This is a genomic window from Steroidobacter agaridevorans (assembly GCF_009932555.1).
GTDB classification, from domain to species: domain Bacteria; phylum Pseudomonadota; class Gammaproteobacteria; order Steroidobacterales; family Steroidobacteraceae; genus Steroidobacter; species Steroidobacter agaridevorans.
Genome location: NZ_BLJO01000003.1, coordinates 797,349 through 815,718 on the forward strand (window position 1 = coordinate 797,349; position 18,370 = coordinate 815,718).

The window sequence follows — 18,370 nt, forward strand, 5'->3', positions numbered from 1 at the left end:
CCATATGACGCTCGGCCCGGTGATGATGGACGTGCAGGGCAAGTCCCTGACCCAGGAAGATCGCGAGCTGCTGGCGCATCCGCTGGTCGGCGCTGTGATCCTGTTCACACGCAATTTCGAGAGCGTCGAGCAGCTCCAGCAGCTGGTCGCCGAAATTCGCGCCGTGCGCTCGCCGCCGTTGCTGGTTACGGTCGATCACGAGGGCGGTCGCGTGCAGCGGTTTCGCCAGGGTTTTACCGTGCTGCCGTCGATGCGAATCATCGGGCGCCAATATGACCTGGACGCGGTCGCGGGCCGCCTGCTGGCTCGCCAATGCGGCTGGCTGATGGCCGCCGAACTGCGCGCGGTCGGCATCGATATGAGTTTCGCGCCGTGCGTCGATCTGGATTACGGCGCCAGCAGCGTGATCGGCGATCGCGCTTTCCATCGCGATCCCCGCGTGGTTTCGGAGCTGGCCATCGCGTTCATGGGCGGCATGCGGGAGGCAGGCATGTCGGCCTGCGCCAAACACTATCCCGGCCACGGTTTCGTGGTGCCGGACTCGCACGTCGCCATGCCGGTGGACCGCCGGCCGCTGGCCGATATGGATGACGACCTCACCCCGTACCGCCGGCTGATCGACAACGGCGTGGCGTCCATCATGGCGGCCCACGTCATCTTCAGCGAGGTGGACGACAAACCGGCCGGATTCTCACGCCGCTGGCTGCAGAGCGAGCTGCGCGGCCGGCTCGGTTTCGACGGCGCCATCTTCACCGACGACCTCTCGATGGCCGGCGCCCAGGCCATCGGCGACATGCCGGCCCGGGCAAAAGCAGCCCTCGCGGCCGGTTGTGACGTGCTTTCGGTGTGTAACGATCGCCAAGGTGTGCTCCAGGTCATCGATTCTTTGCGGGGGAGCGGGGATCCTTTAAGTCAAGTTCGCATGGCCCGCCTGCACGGCAAGCCGGGATTGACCCGGGAGGCCCTGCACGCTTCGATGGACTGGCAAACCTGCGAGGGGGCGGTCAAGGGTTGTATGGAACGGCCCGATCTCCGGTTGAATTCATAACATATGAGCGTCGACGCAACACTGCTGCAGAGCCTGGTGGAATCCGCCCCGGATGGCGTGGTCATTTGCGATGCCCGGGCGGCCGATCGCCCCGTGATCTTCGTGAACGCGGCCATGGAGAAGCTCACCGGCTACGACGCGAACTACATGCGCGGCCGCAACCTGCGTTTCCTGCAGGGCGAGGACCATGAGCAGGAAGGCCTGGAGAAGATCCGGACGGCGCTGCGGCAGGGCGTATCGGTGCAGACCACGCTGCGTAACTACCGCAAAGACGGCACCATGTTCTGGAACGAAGTGACCATTCAGCCGCTGCGCGATGGCAACGGGAATGTGACGCACTTCGCAGGTTTCCATCGCGAGGGCGGCGATCGCCTGCGGCTCAGCGAGTCGCGCGAGAAGACCGATCCGACGCTCTCCACGCAGACCATGCTGGCTTATCTGCGTGACGACAAGCTCACCGGCCTGCTGCGCCGGACTTACTTCGATGAACTGGTGAAGCGCGACTGGGGCCTGGCCCAGCGCGAGTCGCGCCGCCTGAGCTTCCTGATTTTCGATCTGGATTGTTACTTCACCTACAAAGAGACGTTCGGCAAGAACGGCTCCGATCAATCCTTCAAGCGCATCTCGCGCGTCATCAGCGGCTGTTTCCGGCGCGCCAGCGACCTGTGCGGCCGGTTCGACGAGGATCAGATCGCGGCGGTGACGACGGGGCTGGATCTGGCCCAGGCATCGAAGCTGGCGGAAGCGGTGCTCGGACGAGTGCGCGATCTCGCCATTCATCATCCGCGCTCGATCGTGTCTCGCTACGTGACCGCGAGCTGTGGCGTGGTGTCGCTGGTGCCGCCGCACGATGCGGCGCCTGAACGAGTTTATGAAATGGCGCTGAAGGCGCTGAAGGACGCCAAGGAGCTGGGCCGCAATCGCGTCGTCAGCCGCGAGGCGGACTGATCATTCACTGCTCGGCGTGATGATCGCGATCACGCCAAACTTCGGGCTGTCGATGTAATGGCGTTCGTTGCTCCGCATGCGACGCGTCTGTCGCAGCACATAGCTGGAGCCTTCGCCGCCATCCAGCACCAGATCCAATGTGAGATGCAGATAGCGGCCGCGCGTGAGCGCGATCTGGCCCTGTAATCCCGCCGACGCAGGCACGAGTGAGCCGACCGAAAGATATCTCGCGTCGTTCCGCGCGTAGCCCGGCTGAGTCCAACCGATGTGCGCCAGCGGCTGATAACCGCGGCTGCGACGCAATGTTTCCTCGATGGCGGTCAGCTTCATCTTTGCCGCGGGCAGGGCAGGGTAGCTCGCGACCGGCGGCGCCGCGGTCGTCGGCGGCGTTGCCGGCTCGGACTCGTCGTCAGGAATCTCCATTTGCTGAACGGAGTCGGCCGCTTCCACGCCCCAGCTCTCCGGCGTCTCCCGGCCGCCGAGATTGCGAAAGATCAGCAATTCGACGTCGTAGGACTGAATGGGGGCCACTTGTTGGGCGACGGCGGAGCTCACCGACATGAATGCCGCAAGCAACACCGCCACGCCCAGCTTGCGCTGGCCGGCCCTCACGCGAGAGAAGAAAGCTGAATGGCTCATGCGATGAGTTTACCAGTTGCTCAGCGTTTGAATCGCTGCGGCTTGCTCGAGCCGGGCTTGTAGCTCACGGTCGGCTTCGGCGGCGGAGCCTTCGGCGGCGGATTGACCTTGGTCGCGGCGGCCGCGATCGTTTTCTCGCGGGCTTTTTCCGCTGCGAGCTCGGCGGCAGTCGGCGTCGCTTTGCCGAGCTCGGCGAGCAGCTGTTCGGCCTGGGTGAAGCGCAGCTCTTCCTGTTCCATGTTCAGGGTGAACTTCAGCTTGTTGCCGCCTTCGAGGCGGTGGGTGCGGGAGTTGCGCTGAACGTAACGGATCAATGTGCCGGGTTCGACCTTGGTGTCGCTTTCGAACGTCACTGAGCCGCCGCCCGGTCCGATGTCGATCTTGCGCAAGCCCAAGTTGCGTGCCGCCTGCTTGAACTCGGCAATACGGAACAGGTTCTTCGCCGGTGGCGGCAGCAGGCCGAAGCGGTCGATCATCTCCACCTGCAGCTCTCGCAACTCTTCGTTCGTCTTGGCAGCCGCGATGCGCTTGTACAGCACCAGGCGCAAGTGCACGTCGGGCAGATATTCATCCGGCAACAACGACGGCGCATGCAGATCGACTTCCGGTCCCTGGTGCATGGGCTGATCGAGTTGCGGCACCTTGCCGGATTTGAGCGCGTTGACCGCGCGTTCCAGCATCTCCATGTAGAGCGCGTAGCCGATCTCCTGGATCTGACCGCTCTGTTCCTCGCCGAGCAATTCGCCGGCGCCGCGAATCTCGAGATCGTGAGTGGCGAGTGTGAAGCCTGCGCCCAAGTCTTCCAGCGACTCGATCGCTTCCAAACGTTTCACCGCGTCTGCCGTCATCAGATTGCGCGGCGGCGTCATCAAATACGCGTACGCCTGGTGATGCGAGCGACCGACGCGTCCGCGCAGCTGGTGCAGCTGTGCCAGGCCGAGCTTGTCGGCGCGATCGATGATGATGGTGTTCGCGGACGGCACGTCGATGCCGCTCTCGACGATGGTCGTACACACCAGCAGGTTGGAGCGCTGGTGATAGAAATCCAGCATTACCTGTTCGAGCTCGCGCTCGCGCATCTGACCGTGGCCGACGGCAATGCGCGCTTCCGGAACGAGCTCGGCCAATGTGCGCGCTGTCTTCTCGATCGTGTCGACGCTGTTATGCAGGAAATAGATCTGACCGCCGCGGCGGATTTCGCGAAGACAGGCCTCGCGGATCGTCGCCGTGTCCCACTGCGAAACGAACGTTTTGATCGACAGTCGCGATACGGGCGGCGTCGTGATCAACGACAGCTCCCGCAGGCCACCCATGGCCATATTCAACGTACGTGGAATCGGCGTCGCCGTGAGCGTCAGAACATCCACTTCAGCGCGCAGCTGTTTCAGCTTCTCTTTGTCTTTGACGCCGAAGCGATGCTCTTCGTCGATGATGAGCAGGCCAAGCCGCGCGAACTTCACGCCCGACTGCAACAGGCGATGCGTGCCGACGACGATGTCCGTCTGACCGGACTCCAGCGTCTCCATGACCTGATTCACTTCCTTGGTCGTACGGAAGCGCGACAACGATTCCACGCGCACCGGCCAATCGGCGAAGCGGTCGGCGAATGTTTGATAGTGCTGCTGGGCGAGCAGGGTGGTCGGCACGAGCACGACGACTTGCTTGCCCGCCTGCACGGCGACGAACGCGGCGCGCAGCGCCACTTCGGTTTTGCCGAAGCCCACGTCGCCGCAGACCACGCGATCCATGGGCCGGCCGCTGCCGAGATCGTCGACCACCGAGCGAATGGCTGCCGCCTGATCGGGTGTCTCTTCGAACTTGAACGCGGCTTCGAACGCACGCAGATCGTCTTCAGGCGCAAGCAGTTGTTCGCCCTGGCGCGCGGCTCGCCGCGAATACAAATCCAGCAGCTCGGCTGCAGTATCGCGAATGCGCTGCGCAGCTTTCTTGCGCGCCTTTTCCCAGGCATCGCCGCCGAGCTTATGCAGCGGCGCATGTTCGGCCGGCGCGCCGGTGTAGCGGCTGACCAGATCGAGCGCCTGCACCGGAACATATAACTTGTCGCCCTCGGCATATTCGAGGACCAGGAACTCGCTGGTGAGGCCGCCGACATCCAGCGTCGCCAGGCCGACGAAACGGCCGACACCGTATTCCTCGTGCACGACCGGCGAGCCCGGATGCAGATCGGTGAGATCGCGAATGATCTTTTCCGGATCGCGCTCCGGCCGGCGTCGACGGCGCTCCTGTCGTGCGCGCTCGCCGAACAGTTGTTCCTCGGCGATCAAGGCGAGCGGCGGGTCATCCAACTGCAGGCCGGTCGAAATCGGCGACACCGTGATCGCGAGGCGATCCTTGCTGGCCTCGAAGGCCGACCAGCTCTCGACCAGTTGCGGCTTCAAATGGCTCTTGGACAGCAGGTCGATCAGCATCTCGCGGCGCCCAGCGGATTCGGCCGCGAGCAATACGCGCCCTTGGAACGCGCTGACGAAATTCACCAGCTCGCGCGCGGGCTCTTCACTGCGCTGATCGACCCGCAGGCTCGGCGGCACGCGAGTGGAAAAGTTTTGATAGGGCAGTGTTTGCGTCAGAGGATCAAGCTCGACGCGCGACAGCTCGATGCGTCGATACGACGTCATGCGCTGCATGAACTCGGCGACCGGCATGAACACTTCACGCGGCAGCAGGATCGGTCGATCCACGTCGTGGCCGCGTTGCTCGTAACGGTTTTCGACCTCGGTGAACGCCTGCGTCGCCATCGAGTCGATCTCACGTTCGACGGCGATGATGGTGTTCTGTGGCAGGTAATCGAGCAGCGTCGCCGTCTTGTCGAAGAACAGCGGCAAGTAGTACTCGATGCCCGGCGGTGGCGCGCCCTCGGCGATATCGCGATAGATCGACATGCGCGTGAGATCGCCGGGGAAGCGATTGCGGAAGCGGCGCTTGAAGTTCTGAATGCCTTCGGCGGTGAGCGGGAACTCGCGCGCAGGCAACAAACGCAACGCCGGCACCTTGTCGCCGGAGCGCTGCGTTTCCGGATCGAACTTGCGGATCGATTCGACCTCGTCATCGAACATGTCGAGGCGATAGGGCGAGTCGCTGCCCATCGGATAGAGGTCGACGATCGAGCCGCGCACCGCGAACTCGCCAGGCGCCATCACTTGTGAGCTCGAGACGTAGCCGGCGCCGGCCAGGCGATCGCGGAACGCGGCGACATCGAATGTTTCGCCGGCCCGCAGATCGAACGCATGCGCATCGATGTAAGCCTGCGGCGGCAATCGCTGCAGCATCGTTTCCAGATCGACGATGACGATGCCCTGGGTCAGCCGAGGCAGGGTCGACAGCAATCGCAGTCGTTGCGAAACGATGTCGGGATGCGGTGAGAACAGGTCGTAGGGCAGCGTTTCCCAGCCCGCGAACGTTTCAATCGGCGTACCGGGCTCGCAGAAAAAGCGCAGCTCGTCCTCGATGCGGCTGGCGGCGCGCGCGTCGTGCGCGACGACCAGCATCGGCTGAGAGGATTTGCGGGCGGCCTCGGCTAACCACAACGCAGTCGCGGAGCCGTAAAGCTGGCCCCAACGAACCTGCAGTTGTGTACGGCTGGGAAGAATCGGACGGTCGGAGTCGGTCATCGCTCGCCTGAAATATGGGCGCGGGTGTCAGTTCCAAATAGCAGACACTCGGGTCGACGCCTCGCGGCGTCCCCGAAGGGGCGATGACTCTACCAGAGAGGACCTGACGGCGGCTGCGTCAGCTCTTAACGCGGGCCCTAGGAGGCCGAGACGACCGTGTGGATGACCAGCTGATGCTCGAAATAGACCTCGAAGCCGGGGTATTTCCAGCGCGTGATCGGCGGTTCGCCGACGGCCGGGAGGCGCTCGCTGGGGGCGCCGAATTGAGCTTCGACCTTTTCCATGGACGTGCCACGCGCCGGCACGTTCGTCTGCTGGCTGGCGGAGGGGGCAGGCGGGGTGGTCAGCTCATCGGCCTGTACAGCCGTAGCGGCCGCGGACACGGCCAGGGCCGCGAGCAGCGGCAGCTTGGAGCGCAGTTTCGGGCGAATCTGAAAGCTCATGACACCCTCCTGGGATCAACCATCCGGCCCCGATGTTCAATTCTGTGCGCCGTCAGCGGCGCAACGGAGGACCGGCGGGGACTGTACTGCACGGCTTACATAAGGGCCAAGCACGACACCCCAAATTGTTGTCGCAGTTCACATTTTGGCGGCCAGTTTCCATAACGGCCGGGCCAGGGTAGCCTTGCCCGCCCGAAAGGAGTGACATGTTCCACCCCCTGCCGCTTTACATCGGGCTGCGCTACGTGCGCAGCCGCAGCCAAGGCTTCTTCGTCTCATTCATCAGTTGGGTTTCGATGCTGGGCATCTGCGTCGGGGTGGCGGCGCTGATCACGGTGATTTCGGTCATGAACGGGCTGGAAGGCGAGATGCGGGGGCGCCTGCTGAGCCTGGCCTCCCATGCCACCTTGTCCGGCGAACCTGAACAGCTGCAGGACTGGCCGGCGCTCGCGGATCGGATCCGCAAGGAAGAGGGCGTCGTCGGCGTCGCCCCCTATATCGATCTGCAAGGCATGCTCGGGCGAGGCGCGGACATGCGGGCGGCGCTGATCCGCGGCGTCGATCCTGAGCTGGAGTCGCAGGTTTCCGACATCGGCGCGCACATGCAGGTCGGCAGCTTCACCGATCTGATCGCGGGCGAGCAGCACATCATCCTTGGCGCGGGTCTCGCTTATGCGCTCGATGCGCGGGTCGGCGATGAGATCACGGTGCTCGTGCCGGCGCTGTCGGCTCAGGGCGAAGGCGTGGTGAGCGGCATCGATCTCAAGCCGCGCATTCAGAACTTCATCGTCAGCGGCGTGTTCGAGGCGGGCGCGCAGGAGCAGGACAACGTGCTCGCCCTGATACATCTGCAAGATGCATCCGGCCTTGCGGGAACGCATGGCATGCCCAATGGACTGCGCTTGAAGTTCGACGACATCTTCGCCGCGCCGGTGCGCACGCCGCAGATCAACGAGGCGCTCGGCGGCAAGTTCAAAGTGAGCGACTGGTCGATCGAGAACGCCAGCTATTTCCGCGCGGTGCGCATCGAGAAGACCATGATGACGTTGATCCTCATGCTCATCGTCGCGGTGGCTGCCTTCAACATCATCGCGGCGCTGGTCATGGTGGTGAACGAGAAGCGCACCGATATCGCGATATTGCGCACCGTCGGCATGACGCCGCGGGCCGTCGTTGGCGTGTTCATGACGCAAGGTGTGTTGATCGGCTGGTTCGGCGCGCTGCTCGGCCTCGTCGTCGGGCTGCTGCTGGCGTTCAATGTTTCTACCATCGTGCCGTTCCTGGAAGGCCTGTTCGGTGCGAAGGTCTTCGATCCGACTGTGTTCGTGATCTCCGACATGCCCTCGGAGGTGCAGTGGCCGCAGGTCATGGGCATCACGCTCACCGCGTTAGCGCTCACGGTGCTGGCGACGATCTATCCGTCGCTGCGGGGCGCGGCCACCGAGCCTGCGGAAGCGTTGCGCTATGAGTAAGCGTTACGAGTTCCTGATCGGCCGGCGCTATCTGCGCTCGAATCGGGGCAACCGGTTCGTTTCTTTCATCTCGACCATCTCGATGCTCGGCATCGCCATCGGCGTGGCGGTGCTCATCGTCGTGCTGTCGGTGATGAATGGCTTCGAGCGCGAGGTGCGCGGTCGCATTCTGAGTCTCACATCGCACGCTGCGATCAGTGCGTTCGGCGCGGGCCTGCCCGACTGGCAAGGAACCGCGGCGAAGATCGGCGAGCATCCCGAAGTGGTGGCGTCTGCGCCCTACATCGAGGCGCAGGCTTTGTTGATGGCGGGCCCGAAGAGCAGCGGCGCCATGGTCACCGGCGTGCTGCCCGATTACGAGCGCAAAGTCACATCGATCACCGAGAAGATGTCACAAGGGTCGTTCGAAGAGCTGCAGCCCGGCGGCTTCGGGATCGTGCTCGGCGTGGAGCTCGCGAAGACGTTGAATGTGTCGTTGGGCGATCGGGTCGTGGTCGTGACTCCGCTGCGCAAGACGACGCCGGTGGGCGTCATGCCGGTCTATCGTGCGTTCAAGGTGGTCGGCATTTTCAACGCAGAGATGTACGAGTTCGATCGCAATCTCGCCTACATCAATCTGAAGGACGCCGCGCGTCTGTATCGCATGGGCGACGATGTGACTGGCGTGCGCCTGAAGCTCACGGACATGTTTCTCGCTCCTCACCTGGTGCGCGAGTTGGCGCTGTCGCTGGGCGGCGGTTATTACATCGACGACTGGACTCGCAAGCACGCCAACTTCTTTCGCTCCATCCAGCTCACGAAGTCGGCGATGTTCCTGATCCTGCTGCTGGTGGTCGCGGTGGCCGCGTTCAATATCGTGTCGACGCTGGTCATGGTCGTGAAGGACAAGCGCACCGATATTGCGATCCTCCGGACCATCGGCGCGTCGCCGCGCGGGATTCTGACCATCTTCATGACGCAAGGGACGGCGATCGGGTTCATCGGTACCGTCGCGGGCGTCGCGCTCGGCGTGCTGATTTCCATCAATCTGGAGACATTGATCCACGGCCTCGAAGCCGTGCTCGGCGTGCATTTCCTGGACGCCAAGGTTTATTTCATCAGCGACCTGCCGGCGACTGTGCAGTGGCCGGATGTGATCAAGATCAGTGTGACGACCTTCCTGCTGTGCTCGCTATCGACGCTGTATCCGGCGTGGCGCGCGGCACGCACCCAGCCCGCGCAGTCATTGCGGCACGATTGAGAACAAAGAGAAGTTCATGTCCGATCCGGTTCTGGCTTGTAACAATCTGACCAAGTATTTCCAACAGGGCGATGCCCGCGTGGACGTGCTGAAAGGCATCGATTTCACGATTCATCCGGGCGAGCGTGTCGCCATCGTCGGTGCATCGGGGTCGGGCAAGACCACGCTGCTGCAGCTGTTGGGCGGCCTGGATCTGCCGACGTCGGGCACGGTCAGGATCGCGGGTCAGGAAATCAGCCAGCTCTCCGACAAGGAGCGCGGCGATCTGCGCAATCGGGCGCTGGGATTCGTTTATCAATTCCATCACCTGTTGCCGGAGTTCACGGCGTTGGAGAACGTCGCGATGCCGCTGCTCATCCGTCGCGTGCCAGTGGAAGAGGCGCGCACGCAAGCACGAGAGTTGTTGGAGCGCGTGGGCTTGGGCGCGCGTCTCGAGCATCGGCCGGGGCAGTTGTCGGGTGGTGAACGTCAACGTGCCGCGGTGGCTCGCGCCCTAGTGACGCGGCCGCCGGTCGTGTTGGCGGATGAGCCCACGGGCAATCTCGACGGCGCGAATGCGCGCCAGGTGTTCGAGCTGATGTTGGAATTGAATCGAGAGCTGGGCACGGCGCTGATCATCGTGACTCACGCGCCGGAACTGGCTGCACAGCTGCAACGCTCGCTCACGTTGAGCGACGGCCAGCTGCACGGATAAATAGCGTTTGCCGGGCTATTTCTCGGCCTTCGCCGACCCTTTCAGGTTATTCGCGCCTTTGCGCTCGTGATATTTGAGCACCAGGCTCAGATGCCAGGCGCCGCCGAGTAGCACGTAGCCGCACACGGCCGCGGTCACGCCCAGCACCAGGCATCCCAGCAGGAACGGTTTCCAGATCGGCACCAGCTGAGTGGTCAGCCACTCCCAGGTCATGGCGAAGGCAATGGGATGCGCGGTGACGCCGAGCAGTTGGGAGCCGACCCAGTAGGCGCCCATATACATGGGCACCATGGTGAGCGGATTGGCCAGGAATGTGCCGAAGATCGCCGCGGGCACGTTCAAACGCAACGACAGCGCCAGCACGGTAGCCAGCAGGAAGTGCACCGGGATGGGCACGAAGGCGACCAGCAAACCGAGCGCGAACGCGCGTGTCACGTTGCGTCGGTTCAAGCTCCAGTACACCGGCTGCTCCAGCAGCAGGCGGAACGGCCGCATGAACCAGCGATCTTTCCAGCGATGGCGCTGGCGGCTCAGCGGTTTGAAGAATTGTCGGGGCATTCAGTGGGGCGAGAGCGGCTCGGACGCGGATTATCTCAGTCGCGCTTGCCAGCCGCGACGGGTTTGTTCACGCGCAAGGAGGCGCGATGGGTGCGATTGCTCTCGGATTCCTGGCGGGCCATTGCCTGATTCATGGTTTGCCGCATTTGCCTGCACCCGCATGGCTCGTGGTCATCGTGCTTGCACTGTTGATGTTGCTCGTAGGGAGACACCGCGCAGCGCGCAAGGCGCGTGACTTCAGTATTGCTACGGCATCGATTGCGGTTCTGCTGGGCATCCTTTGGGCCTGGGGTCATGCAGCTTCGCGGCTGGCGGAGGACTTGCCGCCGGCGCTCGAAGGGCGGGATGTCATTGTGCGTGGCTTCATCGCTTCGTTGCCCGACTCGAAGGTCGATCCGCAGTTCGAGTTCGATGGGGTGGACGCGGCAGCCGGCATTCCGAAGCGTCTGCGTCTGACGTGGTACCGGGCGCCGTCGACGCCGCAGCCGGGCGAGCAATGGCAGCTCACGGTTCGTTTGAAACGTCGCAATGGGTTCGCCAATCCGGGTGGATTCGATTACGAAGGCTATTTGTTCCGTGAGGGCTTCGGTGCGGTCGGCTACGTGCGAGATGATGACGGCAACCGTCGATTGCAAGGGGTCACTCACCGATATGCCATCGCCCGAGCGCGCGCCTGGATAGGTTCGCGCATTGCCACCGCGGTTGGCGATCACCCCATGCTCGGTGTGCTGCAGGGACTGGCGATTGGCGATACCAGCGCCATGCAGGTGGAGCAGTGGCGCGTCTTCGCTGCGACTGGCACGACTCATCTGATGGCGATCTCCGGTCTGCATATCGGCATGGTCGCGATGCTCGCTGCGTGGGCGGGCGGCCGCATCGTTCGTTGGCGTCGTGCGCAGCCGCTGGGTTTGACTGCCATGCACGGTCAAGTGCTCGCCGGTCTGGCGGCCGCAACGATCTATTCGGTACTCGCGGGGCTGTCCGTTCCCACGCAGCGTACGCTGGTCATGCTGTGTATTTATTTCGGTCTGCGATGGTGGCGGCGGCCGTTGGCCATCGGCCGATCGCTGAGCCTGGCGCTGATCGTCATTCTGCTGCTCGAGCCGTTCGCGACGCTGGCGGTGGGCGCCTGGCTGTCGTTCGTCGCGGTGCTGGTCATTCTCATGGCGACCTCGGGGCGGTTGCTGCGCGAGGGCACGATCGCGAGCTTCAGTCGCGTGCAATGGGCCGTGACGATTGGCTTGATTCCCGTGTTGCTGCTGTCATTCGGCAATTTGTCACTGGTGGCCCCGGTTGCGAATGTGCTGGCGATTCCGGCCTTCACACTGCTCATCGTGCCCGGCGTGCTGGTCGGGACATTGGCCGCGACGATTCATCCGTCGCTCGGTGCGCCGCTATTCAAACTTCCTTTATTTCTGCTCGATGCAGGTTGGCCAGTGCTGGAATGGCTTGCTCGGCAGCCGCTGGCGGTGTGGCACGCGCCGCAGCCGTCGTTAGCTGTCTTCGTCGCGCTGGTCGTCGGTGTGTTGTTACTGACATTGCCGGCGATCTGGCCGTTGCGGCTGACCGGCGCATTGCTGTGCCTGCCGATGATGTTCTACCGGGCGCCGACGCCAGCGCCCGGTACGTTCGAGCTCACTGTGCTCGATGTGGGGCAGGGCCTGGCTGCGGTCGTGCGGACACATTCGCGCACGTTGGTGTACGACACCGGGCCGTCATATCAATCCGGCCGCAGCGCTGCGGAACTGGCCGTGCTGCCGTTTCTGCGCTATCGCGGTGTACGCAGCATCGACTTGCTGATGGTGAGTCATGGCGATCAGGACCACAGCGGCGGCATGTCCGATCTGCTCGCGGGCCTGCCGGTCCGCGCCGTCGCCGTTGGACCTTCGGTGACCAAGGCGCCACTGAGCAGCACGGGTTGCGAGCGGGGACAGCAGTGGCAATGGGATGGCGTGTGGTTCACCGTCCTTCATCCAGAAGGGCCTTCCGGAGAGCAGACATTCCCTGAAAGCGGCAACGACGGCTCCTGTGTGCTGCTGATCCGGGGACGCGCGGGCTCCGCGCTGCTGACCGGCGATATCGAGGCCGAAGCCGAGCATCAGCTGCTGAAGCGGGGACTGCCGAGGGCGACGGTCGTGGTCGCGCCTCATCATGGCAGCGACACTTCGTCGAGTTCGCTATTCGTCGCCGCCGTGCGACCGGATGTGACGATTTTTTCCACCGGCTATCGCAATCGCTGGAATTTCCCTCGTCCGGCCGTGGTGGCGCGCTGGCAAGAAGCGGGCGCTCGCTGTTACGACACCGGCGCGAGCGGCGCAATCAGCGTCGTTCTCGAGCCGCAGATGGATGCAGCGAATGTGCAAGTTCGCGAGCAGCGTCACACACAGCGACGGTACTGGGCCCGGTAGTGATGCTGCTTCTGCGAAAGCTGCTAGACTGCGGCGAATAACCCGGCTCCCCATACACGGTCACAGCAAACACTGTCATGTTCGAAATCGTGAAAGCCGGCGGCATCATGATGGGGCCCATCATCCTCGCCTCCATCGTGACCGCAGCCATTTTTCTGGAACGTCTCTGGACTCTGCAAACCAAACGAGTGCTGCCCTCGGAGCTCACCGAGAAGGTGTGGCGCTGGGTGGAGCAAGGGCAGATTCAGGACAAGCACATCGCCGCGCTTCAGCAGAACTCGCCGCTGGGCAAGATCCTGGCCGCGGGGCTGGCCAATCGCAATCGCGATCGCGTCGTGATCCGCGAGGCCATCGAGGACACCGGCCGGCACGTGGTGCACGAGCTGGACCGATTCATCGGCACGCTGGGCACGGTCGCCTCGTTGTCGCCGTTGATGGGCCTGCTCGGCACCGTCATCGGCATGATCCGCACCTTCAACGCCATCACCACCGCGGGCATCGGCAATCCGGCCAGCCTGGCGGGCGGCATCGCCGAGGCGCTGATCACCACCGCTGCGGGCCTTACGGTCGCCATCCCGGCGCTGCTGGCCTATAAATACCTGCGCGGCCGCGTGCAGACGCTGGTGGTGCAGATGGAAAAGGAAGCGATCAAGCTGGTCGAGGCCCTGGAAGGCCAGTCGCGGGAAGCGGCATGAACCTGCGACCGAAGGACCACGAAGAGCCGGAAATGAACCTCACGTCGCTGATCGACGTGGTGCTGCTGCTGCTGATCTTTTTCATGGTGTCGACCACGTTCGTCGACGAGTCGCGCATCAAGCTGCAGCTGCCCCAGGCCAGCAACGAGCCGGCGGCCGACCAGAAAAAGGATCCGATCGAGGTGGCCGTGACCGCCACCGGCGAGTATCGTGTCAACGGCCAGGTGTTGATCAACACCAGCCCCGCGACCTTGTCGGCCGCGGTTTCCAAGCTTGCCGGCGAGCGGCGCGACCTGCCGGTCACGATCCGGGCCGATGCGCGCAGCACGCATCAATCGGTGGTGACGGCCATGGACGTGCTCGGGCGCCTCGGATTCAAGGCTATCAGCATTGCAACAGTCAACGACCAGAGCAACTCGGCCGCAGCCCAATAGCGACGTCGACAATAAGAACGTCTCTGTCCCCATGCCACGTCCCGAGCGCGCCTCCAAGGGTTCCATGCCGGACGACGCCTGGCAGACCTACAAGCGCCTGATCGGCTATCTGCGGCCTCATCGCGGCATGTTCGCGCTCGGCATGCTGGGTGCGATCGTGTTCGCGATCAGCATGGTCAGCTTCACTGCGTTCGCCAAAGTGTTCGGCGACGGCACCTTTGAGAATCGCGATCCGCGCACCATCGTCTGGCTGCCCCTGGCACTGATCGGCTTGTTCCTGTTGCGGGGCCTCGGCGACTTCACACAGACCTACTGCATGGGCTATGTCGGCCGGCAGATCGTCAAGCGGCTGCGCGGTCAGGTGTTCGAGCGCATGGTGCATCTGCCGGTGAGTTACTTCGACCGCAACTCGAGCAACGTGCTGCTGACCAAGCTCACCTACAACACCGAGCAGATCGGTCAGGCGTCCACCGATTCGATCTTGATCACGCTGCGCGAAGCGCTGACCATCATCGGCTCCATCGTCATGCTGTTTTATTTCAACGCGCGCCTGGCGGCGATCGCGTTGATCATGGGCCCGCTGGTCGCGTGGCTGATCGGCATCATCAACAAGAAATTCCGCCGCTACAGCCACCGCATCCAGGACTCGATGGGCGATATCACGCGCGTCGCCAAAGAAACATTGGAAGCGCCGCGGGTCATCAAGGTCTACAACGCCGAGAACTATCAGGCAGGGCAGTTCGAAGGCGTGAACGAGCACAACCGCCGCTCGCACATGCGCCTGGTGCTCACCAAGGGCTTGTCGAATCCGGTGGTGCAGATGGTGACGGCGACCGGCTCGGCCATCGTGCTGTCCATCGCCATCTCGGACGCCATCAATGAGCGCATGAGCATGGGCGACCTGCTGGCGTTCTTCGTCGCGCTGGTCGGTATTGCTCAGCCGCTGCGCGCGTTGGTGGGCGTATCCGGGCCGCTGCAGCAAGGCATCGCGGCGGGGCAGAGCATTTTCCAGTTGATCGATGAGGCGGCCGAGCCCGAAGGCGGCAGCCTGGTTGCCGAGCGGGTGCGCGGCGATATCGAGTATCGGGATGTTTCTTTCACGTACCCGGTCGGCAAGGGCGCGGCTCTGCACGACGTGAGCGTGAAAGTCGCGGCGGGCGAGGTGATTGCCATCGTCGGCCGGTCGGGCAGCGGCAAATCGACGCTGGTGAATCTGTTGCCGCGGTTCTATGAGCCGGATGCGGGCACGATTCGAATCGACGGTCACGAGTTGCACGAATATCAGCTGCAGAACCTGCGCGAACAGATCGCGGTCGTCAGCCAGGACATCGTGCTGTTCAACGATACGATTCGCGCCAACATCGCCTTCGGCCGCAAAGCGTCCGACGAACAGATCGAGCGGGCCGCTCAAGCTGCGCTGGTCATGGACTTCGTCCGCGAGCTGCCGGCGGGGCTCGACACGATGGTCGGCGATCGCGGTGTGCTGTTGTCCGGCGGACAAAGGCAGCGAATCTCGATTGCACGCGCGCTGTTGAAGAACGCGCCGATCCTGATTCTCGACGAGGCCACATCGGCGCTCGACACCGAGTCGGAGCGCTTCATTCAGGCGGCGCTGGAACAGCTCATGCACAACCGCACGACGCTGGTGATCGCGCATCGTCTCTCGACCGTGGAGAAAGCCAGCCGCATTCTGGTCATGGAAGCCGGCCGGATCATCGAAAGCGGCACGCACGCCGAGCTGATCGCGAAACAAGGACAGTACGCGATGTTGCATGCGATGCAGTTCAATGCATGAGCGTGGCGAGTCGCCAATGCCCGAGTCTTCTGCAGCCATCGCTGCGTAATCGTCGCCACCTTCGGTGGCGACGAGCGATGGGTCGTTGTTGAATGGACGCGTTCCTGCAGCGGGTCTGGTACGAGCGCCACGCACAGTGGTTCTCGCTACTGCTTCTGCCGCTGTCCTGGTTGTTTGGCGCCGTCGCTGGTGTTCGTCGAGTGGCCTATCGACGCGGCTGGTCGCAATCGTTCCGCGTGTCGCGACCGGTGATCGTTGTTGGAAACATCACGGTTGGCGGCACGGGCAAGACTCCCATGACGATCTGGCTCGCTGAGCGGTTGCGTTCACGCGGCGTACGAGTCGGCATCGTTCTGCGGGGCTACGGTGGCACATCGACTCAATGGCCGCGCGATGTGACTGATGAAACTTTAGCCGATGAAGTGGGCGATGAAGCAGTGCTCCTGGCTCGACGCACGGGCGCCCTGGTCGTCGCGGGGCCGGATCGAGTGGCCGCAGCGAAGCGAGCCATCGAACGTGGTGCTCAAGTGATCGTCTGCGACGACGGTTTGCAGCACTATCGCCTGGCGCGCGACCTCGAGATCGCAGTCATCGACGAGCGGCGCGGCCTGGGAAATCGCCGACTGTTGCCGGCCGGGCCGCTGCGCGAGCCGCCGAGTCGTTTGGATGGCGTGGCCCTGAAGGTACTCACCCGACGCGCACAGCCGTCCTCATCCATTACTCTGCCCAACGCCATCGTAACGACTCCCGTGCTTGGCGAGGCCGTATCGCTCGGGACCGGCGAGCGACGAGCTTTGCAGAGTTTCACAGGCTCTCGCGTGCATGCAATTGCCGGCATCGGCAATCCACAGGCGTTCTTCGATGCGCTGGCCGGGCGGGGTTTGACCGTCGATGCGCACCCTTTGCCGGACCACGCCCGGTTGACCGAAGCGGACATTGCCTTTCCGGATGGCGCACCAGTGCTAATGACCGAGAAGGATGCAGTAAAATGCCCGCCCGGCGCGGATGCCTCGCGCCTCGCGAATTGCTGGGCCGTGCGCCTGGATGTCGCGATTGGCGAGGCGGATGCGCAGGCCATCGATCGTTTGCTCGATCGCTTACTGGCGACTCATTAATTTTCCTTGGAGCGTCCATGGACTCCAAATTGCTCGACATTCTCGCCTGTCCGCTCTGCAAGGGCCCCTTGCAGTATGCGAAGGCGCAGCAATTGCTGATCTGCCGGGCCGATCGGCTCGCTTATCCGATTCGCGACGGCATTCCCGTCATGCTCGAAGACGAAGCTCGCACGCTCGAGCCGATGGATCCGCTGCTGAAGGATTGATGTGACATTCAAAGTCGTCATTCCGGCGCGCTATGCGTCGGCGCGCTTGCCGGCCAAGCCGCTGCTCGACATCGGCGACCGGCCGATGATTCAGTGGGTGATCTCGGCTGCGGCGCAGAGCGGCGCGGACGAAGTGCTCGTCGCCACGGATGACGAACGCATTGCCGCTGCGGCCATCGATCCTCGTTCGCAAAAGTCGATTGCGGTGATGACCAGCGCCGACCATCTATCCGGCACGGATCGTATCGCCGAAGTTGCAAGTCGGCGCGGCTGGGACAAACGGACCATCGTCGTAAACGTGCAAGGCGACGAGCCTTTGCTGCCGCCGGCGTTGGTGGGGCAGGTGGCGGGTCTGCTCGAACGGCATGCCGATGCCGACATGGCGACGTTGTCGACGCCGGTCAACAGCCTGCATGAATTCCTCGATCCCAATGTCGTGAAGGTCGTGACAGGCAAGGACAGCGCGGCGCTGTATTTCAGCCGTGCGCCGATTCCTTGGACTCGCGACGGAGCGCTGCAGGGATTGGCGAGCCAGGTGAGTTTCGCGGGCGCGCAGCGTCACTTGGGCATCTATGCCTATCGCGTGGAAGCTTTGCAGCGATTGACTGCGTTGCCGCCAGCGGAGCTCGAGCTCACAGAAAAGTTGGAGCAGTTGCGTGCGCTACAAGCCGGAATGAAGCTCGTCGTCGCTGTGGCTTCCGTGCCGCCGCCCACCGGTGTGGACACCGAGGCCGATCTCATCCGAGTGCGCGCGGTGCTCGGCGCAAGCTGACATCAGGATACGGAGCGCCCGTCGCTCACTTTGCTGAGCTCGGAGTGGTGGGCGGTCTCCAGTACATCGCTGTCCCAGCGGACCAGTAAATAACCCAGGTCCATCAATTTCAGGACCGTACCGTCAGGAAATTCAGGGCGGCGTGCGGCTCGCACGCGATCGCCCTCCGCGAAGTGATGTGCTGACTTCGGCATGAGTGGCCGTGATTTGGCCGTCCTCGGCCGATGTGACTGCCCTTGTACGCAGGCGCCCAGCAAACGCGCATCAGCATTTC

General features: G+C 63.4%; 17 protein-coding genes. 12 read left to right on the forward strand and 5 right to left on the reverse strand.

Annotated elements, in window-relative coordinates:
- Window positions 1-4 precede the first annotated feature (4 nt).
- Together nagZ and GYH35_RS14370 are read left to right on the forward strand one after the other, a co-directional pair.
- On the forward strand, window positions 5-1,048 hold the full coding sequence (nagZ, locus tag GYH35_RS14365) for a beta-N-acetylhexosaminidase (protein ID WP_161828800.1): 1,044 nt from the start codon (window positions 5-7) through the stop codon (window positions 1,046-1,048).
- A 3-nt stretch (window positions 1,049-1,051) separates the two neighbouring features.
- A complete protein-coding gene (locus GYH35_RS14370; RefSeq protein WP_161812444.1) occupies window positions 1,052-1,996 on the forward strand; it encodes a GGDEF domain-containing protein in 945 nt (314 codons plus the stop codon).
- Here the strand turns inward: GYH35_RS14370 and GYH35_RS14375 are convergent, their stop codons facing one another.
- From GYH35_RS14375 to GYH35_RS14385, 3 genes are all read right to left on the reverse strand, one after another.
- Window positions 1,997-2,635: a CsiV family protein gene (locus tag GYH35_RS14375; protein ID WP_161812590.1), complete on the reverse strand. Its 639-nt coding sequence runs from the start codon at window positions 2,633-2,635 to the stop codon at window positions 1,997-1,999. It lies immediately after the preceding gene.
- Between the two features lie 20 nt (window positions 2,636-2,655).
- On the reverse strand, window positions 2,656-6,264 hold the full coding sequence (gene mfd / locus GYH35_RS14380) for a transcription-repair coupling factor (RefSeq protein ID WP_202624317.1): 3,609 nt from the start codon (window positions 6,262-6,264) through the stop codon (window positions 2,656-2,658).
- Between the two features lie 137 nt (window positions 6,265-6,401).
- On the reverse strand, window positions 6,402-6,707 hold the full coding sequence (locus GYH35_RS14385) for a hypothetical protein (RefSeq protein WP_161812445.1): 306 nt from the start codon (window positions 6,705-6,707) through the stop codon (window positions 6,402-6,404).
- 206 nt (window positions 6,708-6,913) lie between these two features.
- On the opposite strand from GYH35_RS14385, the gene GYH35_RS14390 reads away from it, so the two are divergent.
- From GYH35_RS14390 to lolD, 3 genes are read left to right on the forward strand one after another with little or no spacing between them, the layout of a single operon-like run.
- Complete coding sequence (locus tag GYH35_RS14390; protein ID WP_161828801.1) at window positions 6,914-8,179, forward strand: lipoprotein-releasing ABC transporter permease subunit; 1,266 nt, start codon at window positions 6,914-6,916, stop codon at window positions 8,177-8,179.
- On the forward strand, window positions 8,172-9,419 hold the full coding sequence (locus GYH35_RS14395) for a lipoprotein-releasing ABC transporter permease subunit (protein ID WP_161812447.1): 1,248 nt from the start codon (window positions 8,172-8,174) through the stop codon (window positions 9,417-9,419). The genes GYH35_RS14390 and GYH35_RS14395 overlap by 8 nt, the downstream gene beginning before the upstream one ends.
- A gap of 16 nt (window positions 9,420-9,435) precedes the next feature.
- Window positions 9,436-10,113, forward strand: a complete 678-nt coding sequence (gene lolD / locus GYH35_RS14400; protein WP_161812448.1) for a lipoprotein-releasing ABC transporter ATP-binding protein LolD — start codon at window positions 9,436-9,438, stop codon at window positions 10,111-10,113.
- 15 nt (window positions 10,114-10,128) lie between these two features.
- Here lolD and GYH35_RS14405 read toward each other — a convergent pair whose 3' ends face one another.
- A complete protein-coding gene (locus GYH35_RS14405) occupies window positions 10,129-10,671 on the reverse strand; it encodes a DUF2062 domain-containing protein (protein ID WP_161812449.1) in 543 nt (180 codons plus the stop codon).
- Between the two features lie 86 nt (window positions 10,672-10,757).
- Between GYH35_RS14405 and GYH35_RS14410 the strand changes: the two genes are divergently transcribed.
- From GYH35_RS14410 to kdsB, 7 genes are all read left to right on the forward strand, one after another.
- Window positions 10,758-13,079 (forward strand): DNA internalization-related competence protein ComEC/Rec2, encoded by a 2,322-nt coding sequence (locus tag GYH35_RS14410; RefSeq protein WP_161828802.1) that lies wholly within the window; start codon window positions 10,758-10,760, stop codon window positions 13,077-13,079.
- A 77-nt stretch (window positions 13,080-13,156) separates the two neighbouring features.
- Window positions 13,157-13,774, forward strand: coding sequence for a MotA/TolQ/ExbB proton channel family protein (locus GYH35_RS14415; RefSeq protein ID WP_161828803.1), 618 nt, complete (start codon window positions 13,157-13,159; stop codon window positions 13,772-13,774).
- Entirely contained in the window at window positions 13,771-14,208 is a 438-nt protein-coding gene (locus GYH35_RS14420; protein ID WP_161812452.1) for an ExbD/TolR family protein, read from the forward strand. The genes GYH35_RS14415 and GYH35_RS14420 overlap by 4 nt, the downstream gene beginning before the upstream one ends.
- A gap of 31 nt (window positions 14,209-14,239) precedes the next feature.
- Window positions 14,240-16,003 carry a lipid A export permease/ATP-binding protein MsbA gene (gene msbA / locus GYH35_RS14425; protein WP_202624318.1) on the forward strand — a complete coding sequence of 588 codons (1,764 nt, stop codon included), beginning with the start codon at window positions 14,240-14,242 and terminating at the stop codon, window positions 16,001-16,003.
- A gap of 92 nt (window positions 16,004-16,095) precedes the next feature.
- On the forward strand, window positions 16,096-17,118 hold the full coding sequence (gene lpxK, locus GYH35_RS14430; protein ID WP_161828804.1) for a tetraacyldisaccharide 4'-kinase: 1,023 nt from the start codon (window positions 16,096-16,098) through the stop codon (window positions 17,116-17,118).
- A 17-nt stretch (window positions 17,119-17,135) separates the two neighbouring features.
- Complete coding sequence (locus GYH35_RS14435) at window positions 17,136-17,324, forward strand: Trm112 family protein (RefSeq protein ID WP_116813761.1); 189 nt, start codon at window positions 17,136-17,138, stop codon at window positions 17,322-17,324.
- Between the two features lies 1 nt (window position 17,325).
- A complete protein-coding gene (gene kdsB / locus GYH35_RS14440; protein ID WP_161828805.1) occupies window positions 17,326-18,096 on the forward strand; it encodes a 3-deoxy-manno-octulosonate cytidylyltransferase in 771 nt (256 codons plus the stop codon).
- A gap of 2 nt (window positions 18,097-18,098) precedes the next feature.
- Here the strand turns inward: kdsB and GYH35_RS14445 are convergent.
- Window positions 18,099-18,370: hypothetical protein (locus tag GYH35_RS14445; RefSeq protein ID WP_235936780.1), on the reverse strand; the 272-nt coding region annotated here is incomplete at its 5' end.

Bases quoted from the DNA above. Each gene is read 5' to 3' on its own strand.
- lpxK (WP_161828804.1), top strand. From the start codon at position 16,096: ATGGACGCGTTCCTGCAGCGGGTCTGGTACGAGCGCCACGCACAGTGG.
- GYH35_RS14390 (WP_161828801.1), top strand. From the start codon at position 6,914: ATGTTCCACCCCCTGCCGCTTTACATCGGGCTGCGCTACGTGCGCAGC.
- GYH35_RS14375 (WP_161812590.1), bottom strand. From the start codon at position 2,635: ATGAGCCATTCAGCTTTCTTCTCTCGCGTGAGGGCCGGCCAGCGCAAG.
- lolD (WP_161812448.1), top strand. From the start codon at position 9,436: ATGTCCGATCCGGTTCTGGCTTGTAACAATCTGACCAAGTATTTCCAA.
- GYH35_RS14420 (WP_161812452.1), top strand. From the start codon at position 13,771: ATGAACCTGCGACCGAAGGACCACGAAGAGCCGGAAATGAACCTCACG.
- GYH35_RS14370 (WP_161812444.1), top strand. From the start codon at position 1,052: ATGAGCGTCGACGCAACACTGCTGCAGAGCCTGGTGGAATCCGCCCCG.
- nagZ (WP_161828800.1), top strand. From the start codon at position 5: ATGACGCTCGGCCCGGTGATGATGGACGTGCAGGGCAAGTCCCTGACC.
- msbA (WP_202624318.1), top strand. From the start codon at position 14,240: ATGCCACGTCCCGAGCGCGCCTCCAAGGGTTCCATGCCGGACGACGCC.
- mfd (WP_202624317.1), bottom strand. From the start codon at position 6,264: ATGACCGACTCCGACCGTCCGATTCTTCCCAGCCGTACACAACTGCAG.
- GYH35_RS14395 (WP_161812447.1), top strand. From the start codon at position 8,172: ATGAGTAAGCGTTACGAGTTCCTGATCGGCCGGCGCTATCTGCGCTCG.
- GYH35_RS14415 (WP_161828803.1), top strand. From the start codon at position 13,157: ATGTTCGAAATCGTGAAAGCCGGCGGCATCATGATGGGGCCCATCATC.
- GYH35_RS14435 (WP_116813761.1), top strand. From the start codon at position 17,136: ATGGACTCCAAATTGCTCGACATTCTCGCCTGTCCGCTCTGCAAGGGC.
- GYH35_RS14385 (WP_161812445.1), bottom strand. From the start codon at position 6,707: ATGAGCTTTCAGATTCGCCCGAAACTGCGCTCCAAGCTGCCGCTGCTC.
- GYH35_RS14410 (WP_161828802.1), top strand. From the start codon at position 10,758: ATGGGTGCGATTGCTCTCGGATTCCTGGCGGGCCATTGCCTGATTCAT.
- GYH35_RS14405 (WP_161812449.1), bottom strand. From the start codon at position 10,671: ATGCCCCGACAATTCTTCAAACCGCTGAGCCGCCAGCGCCATCGCTGG.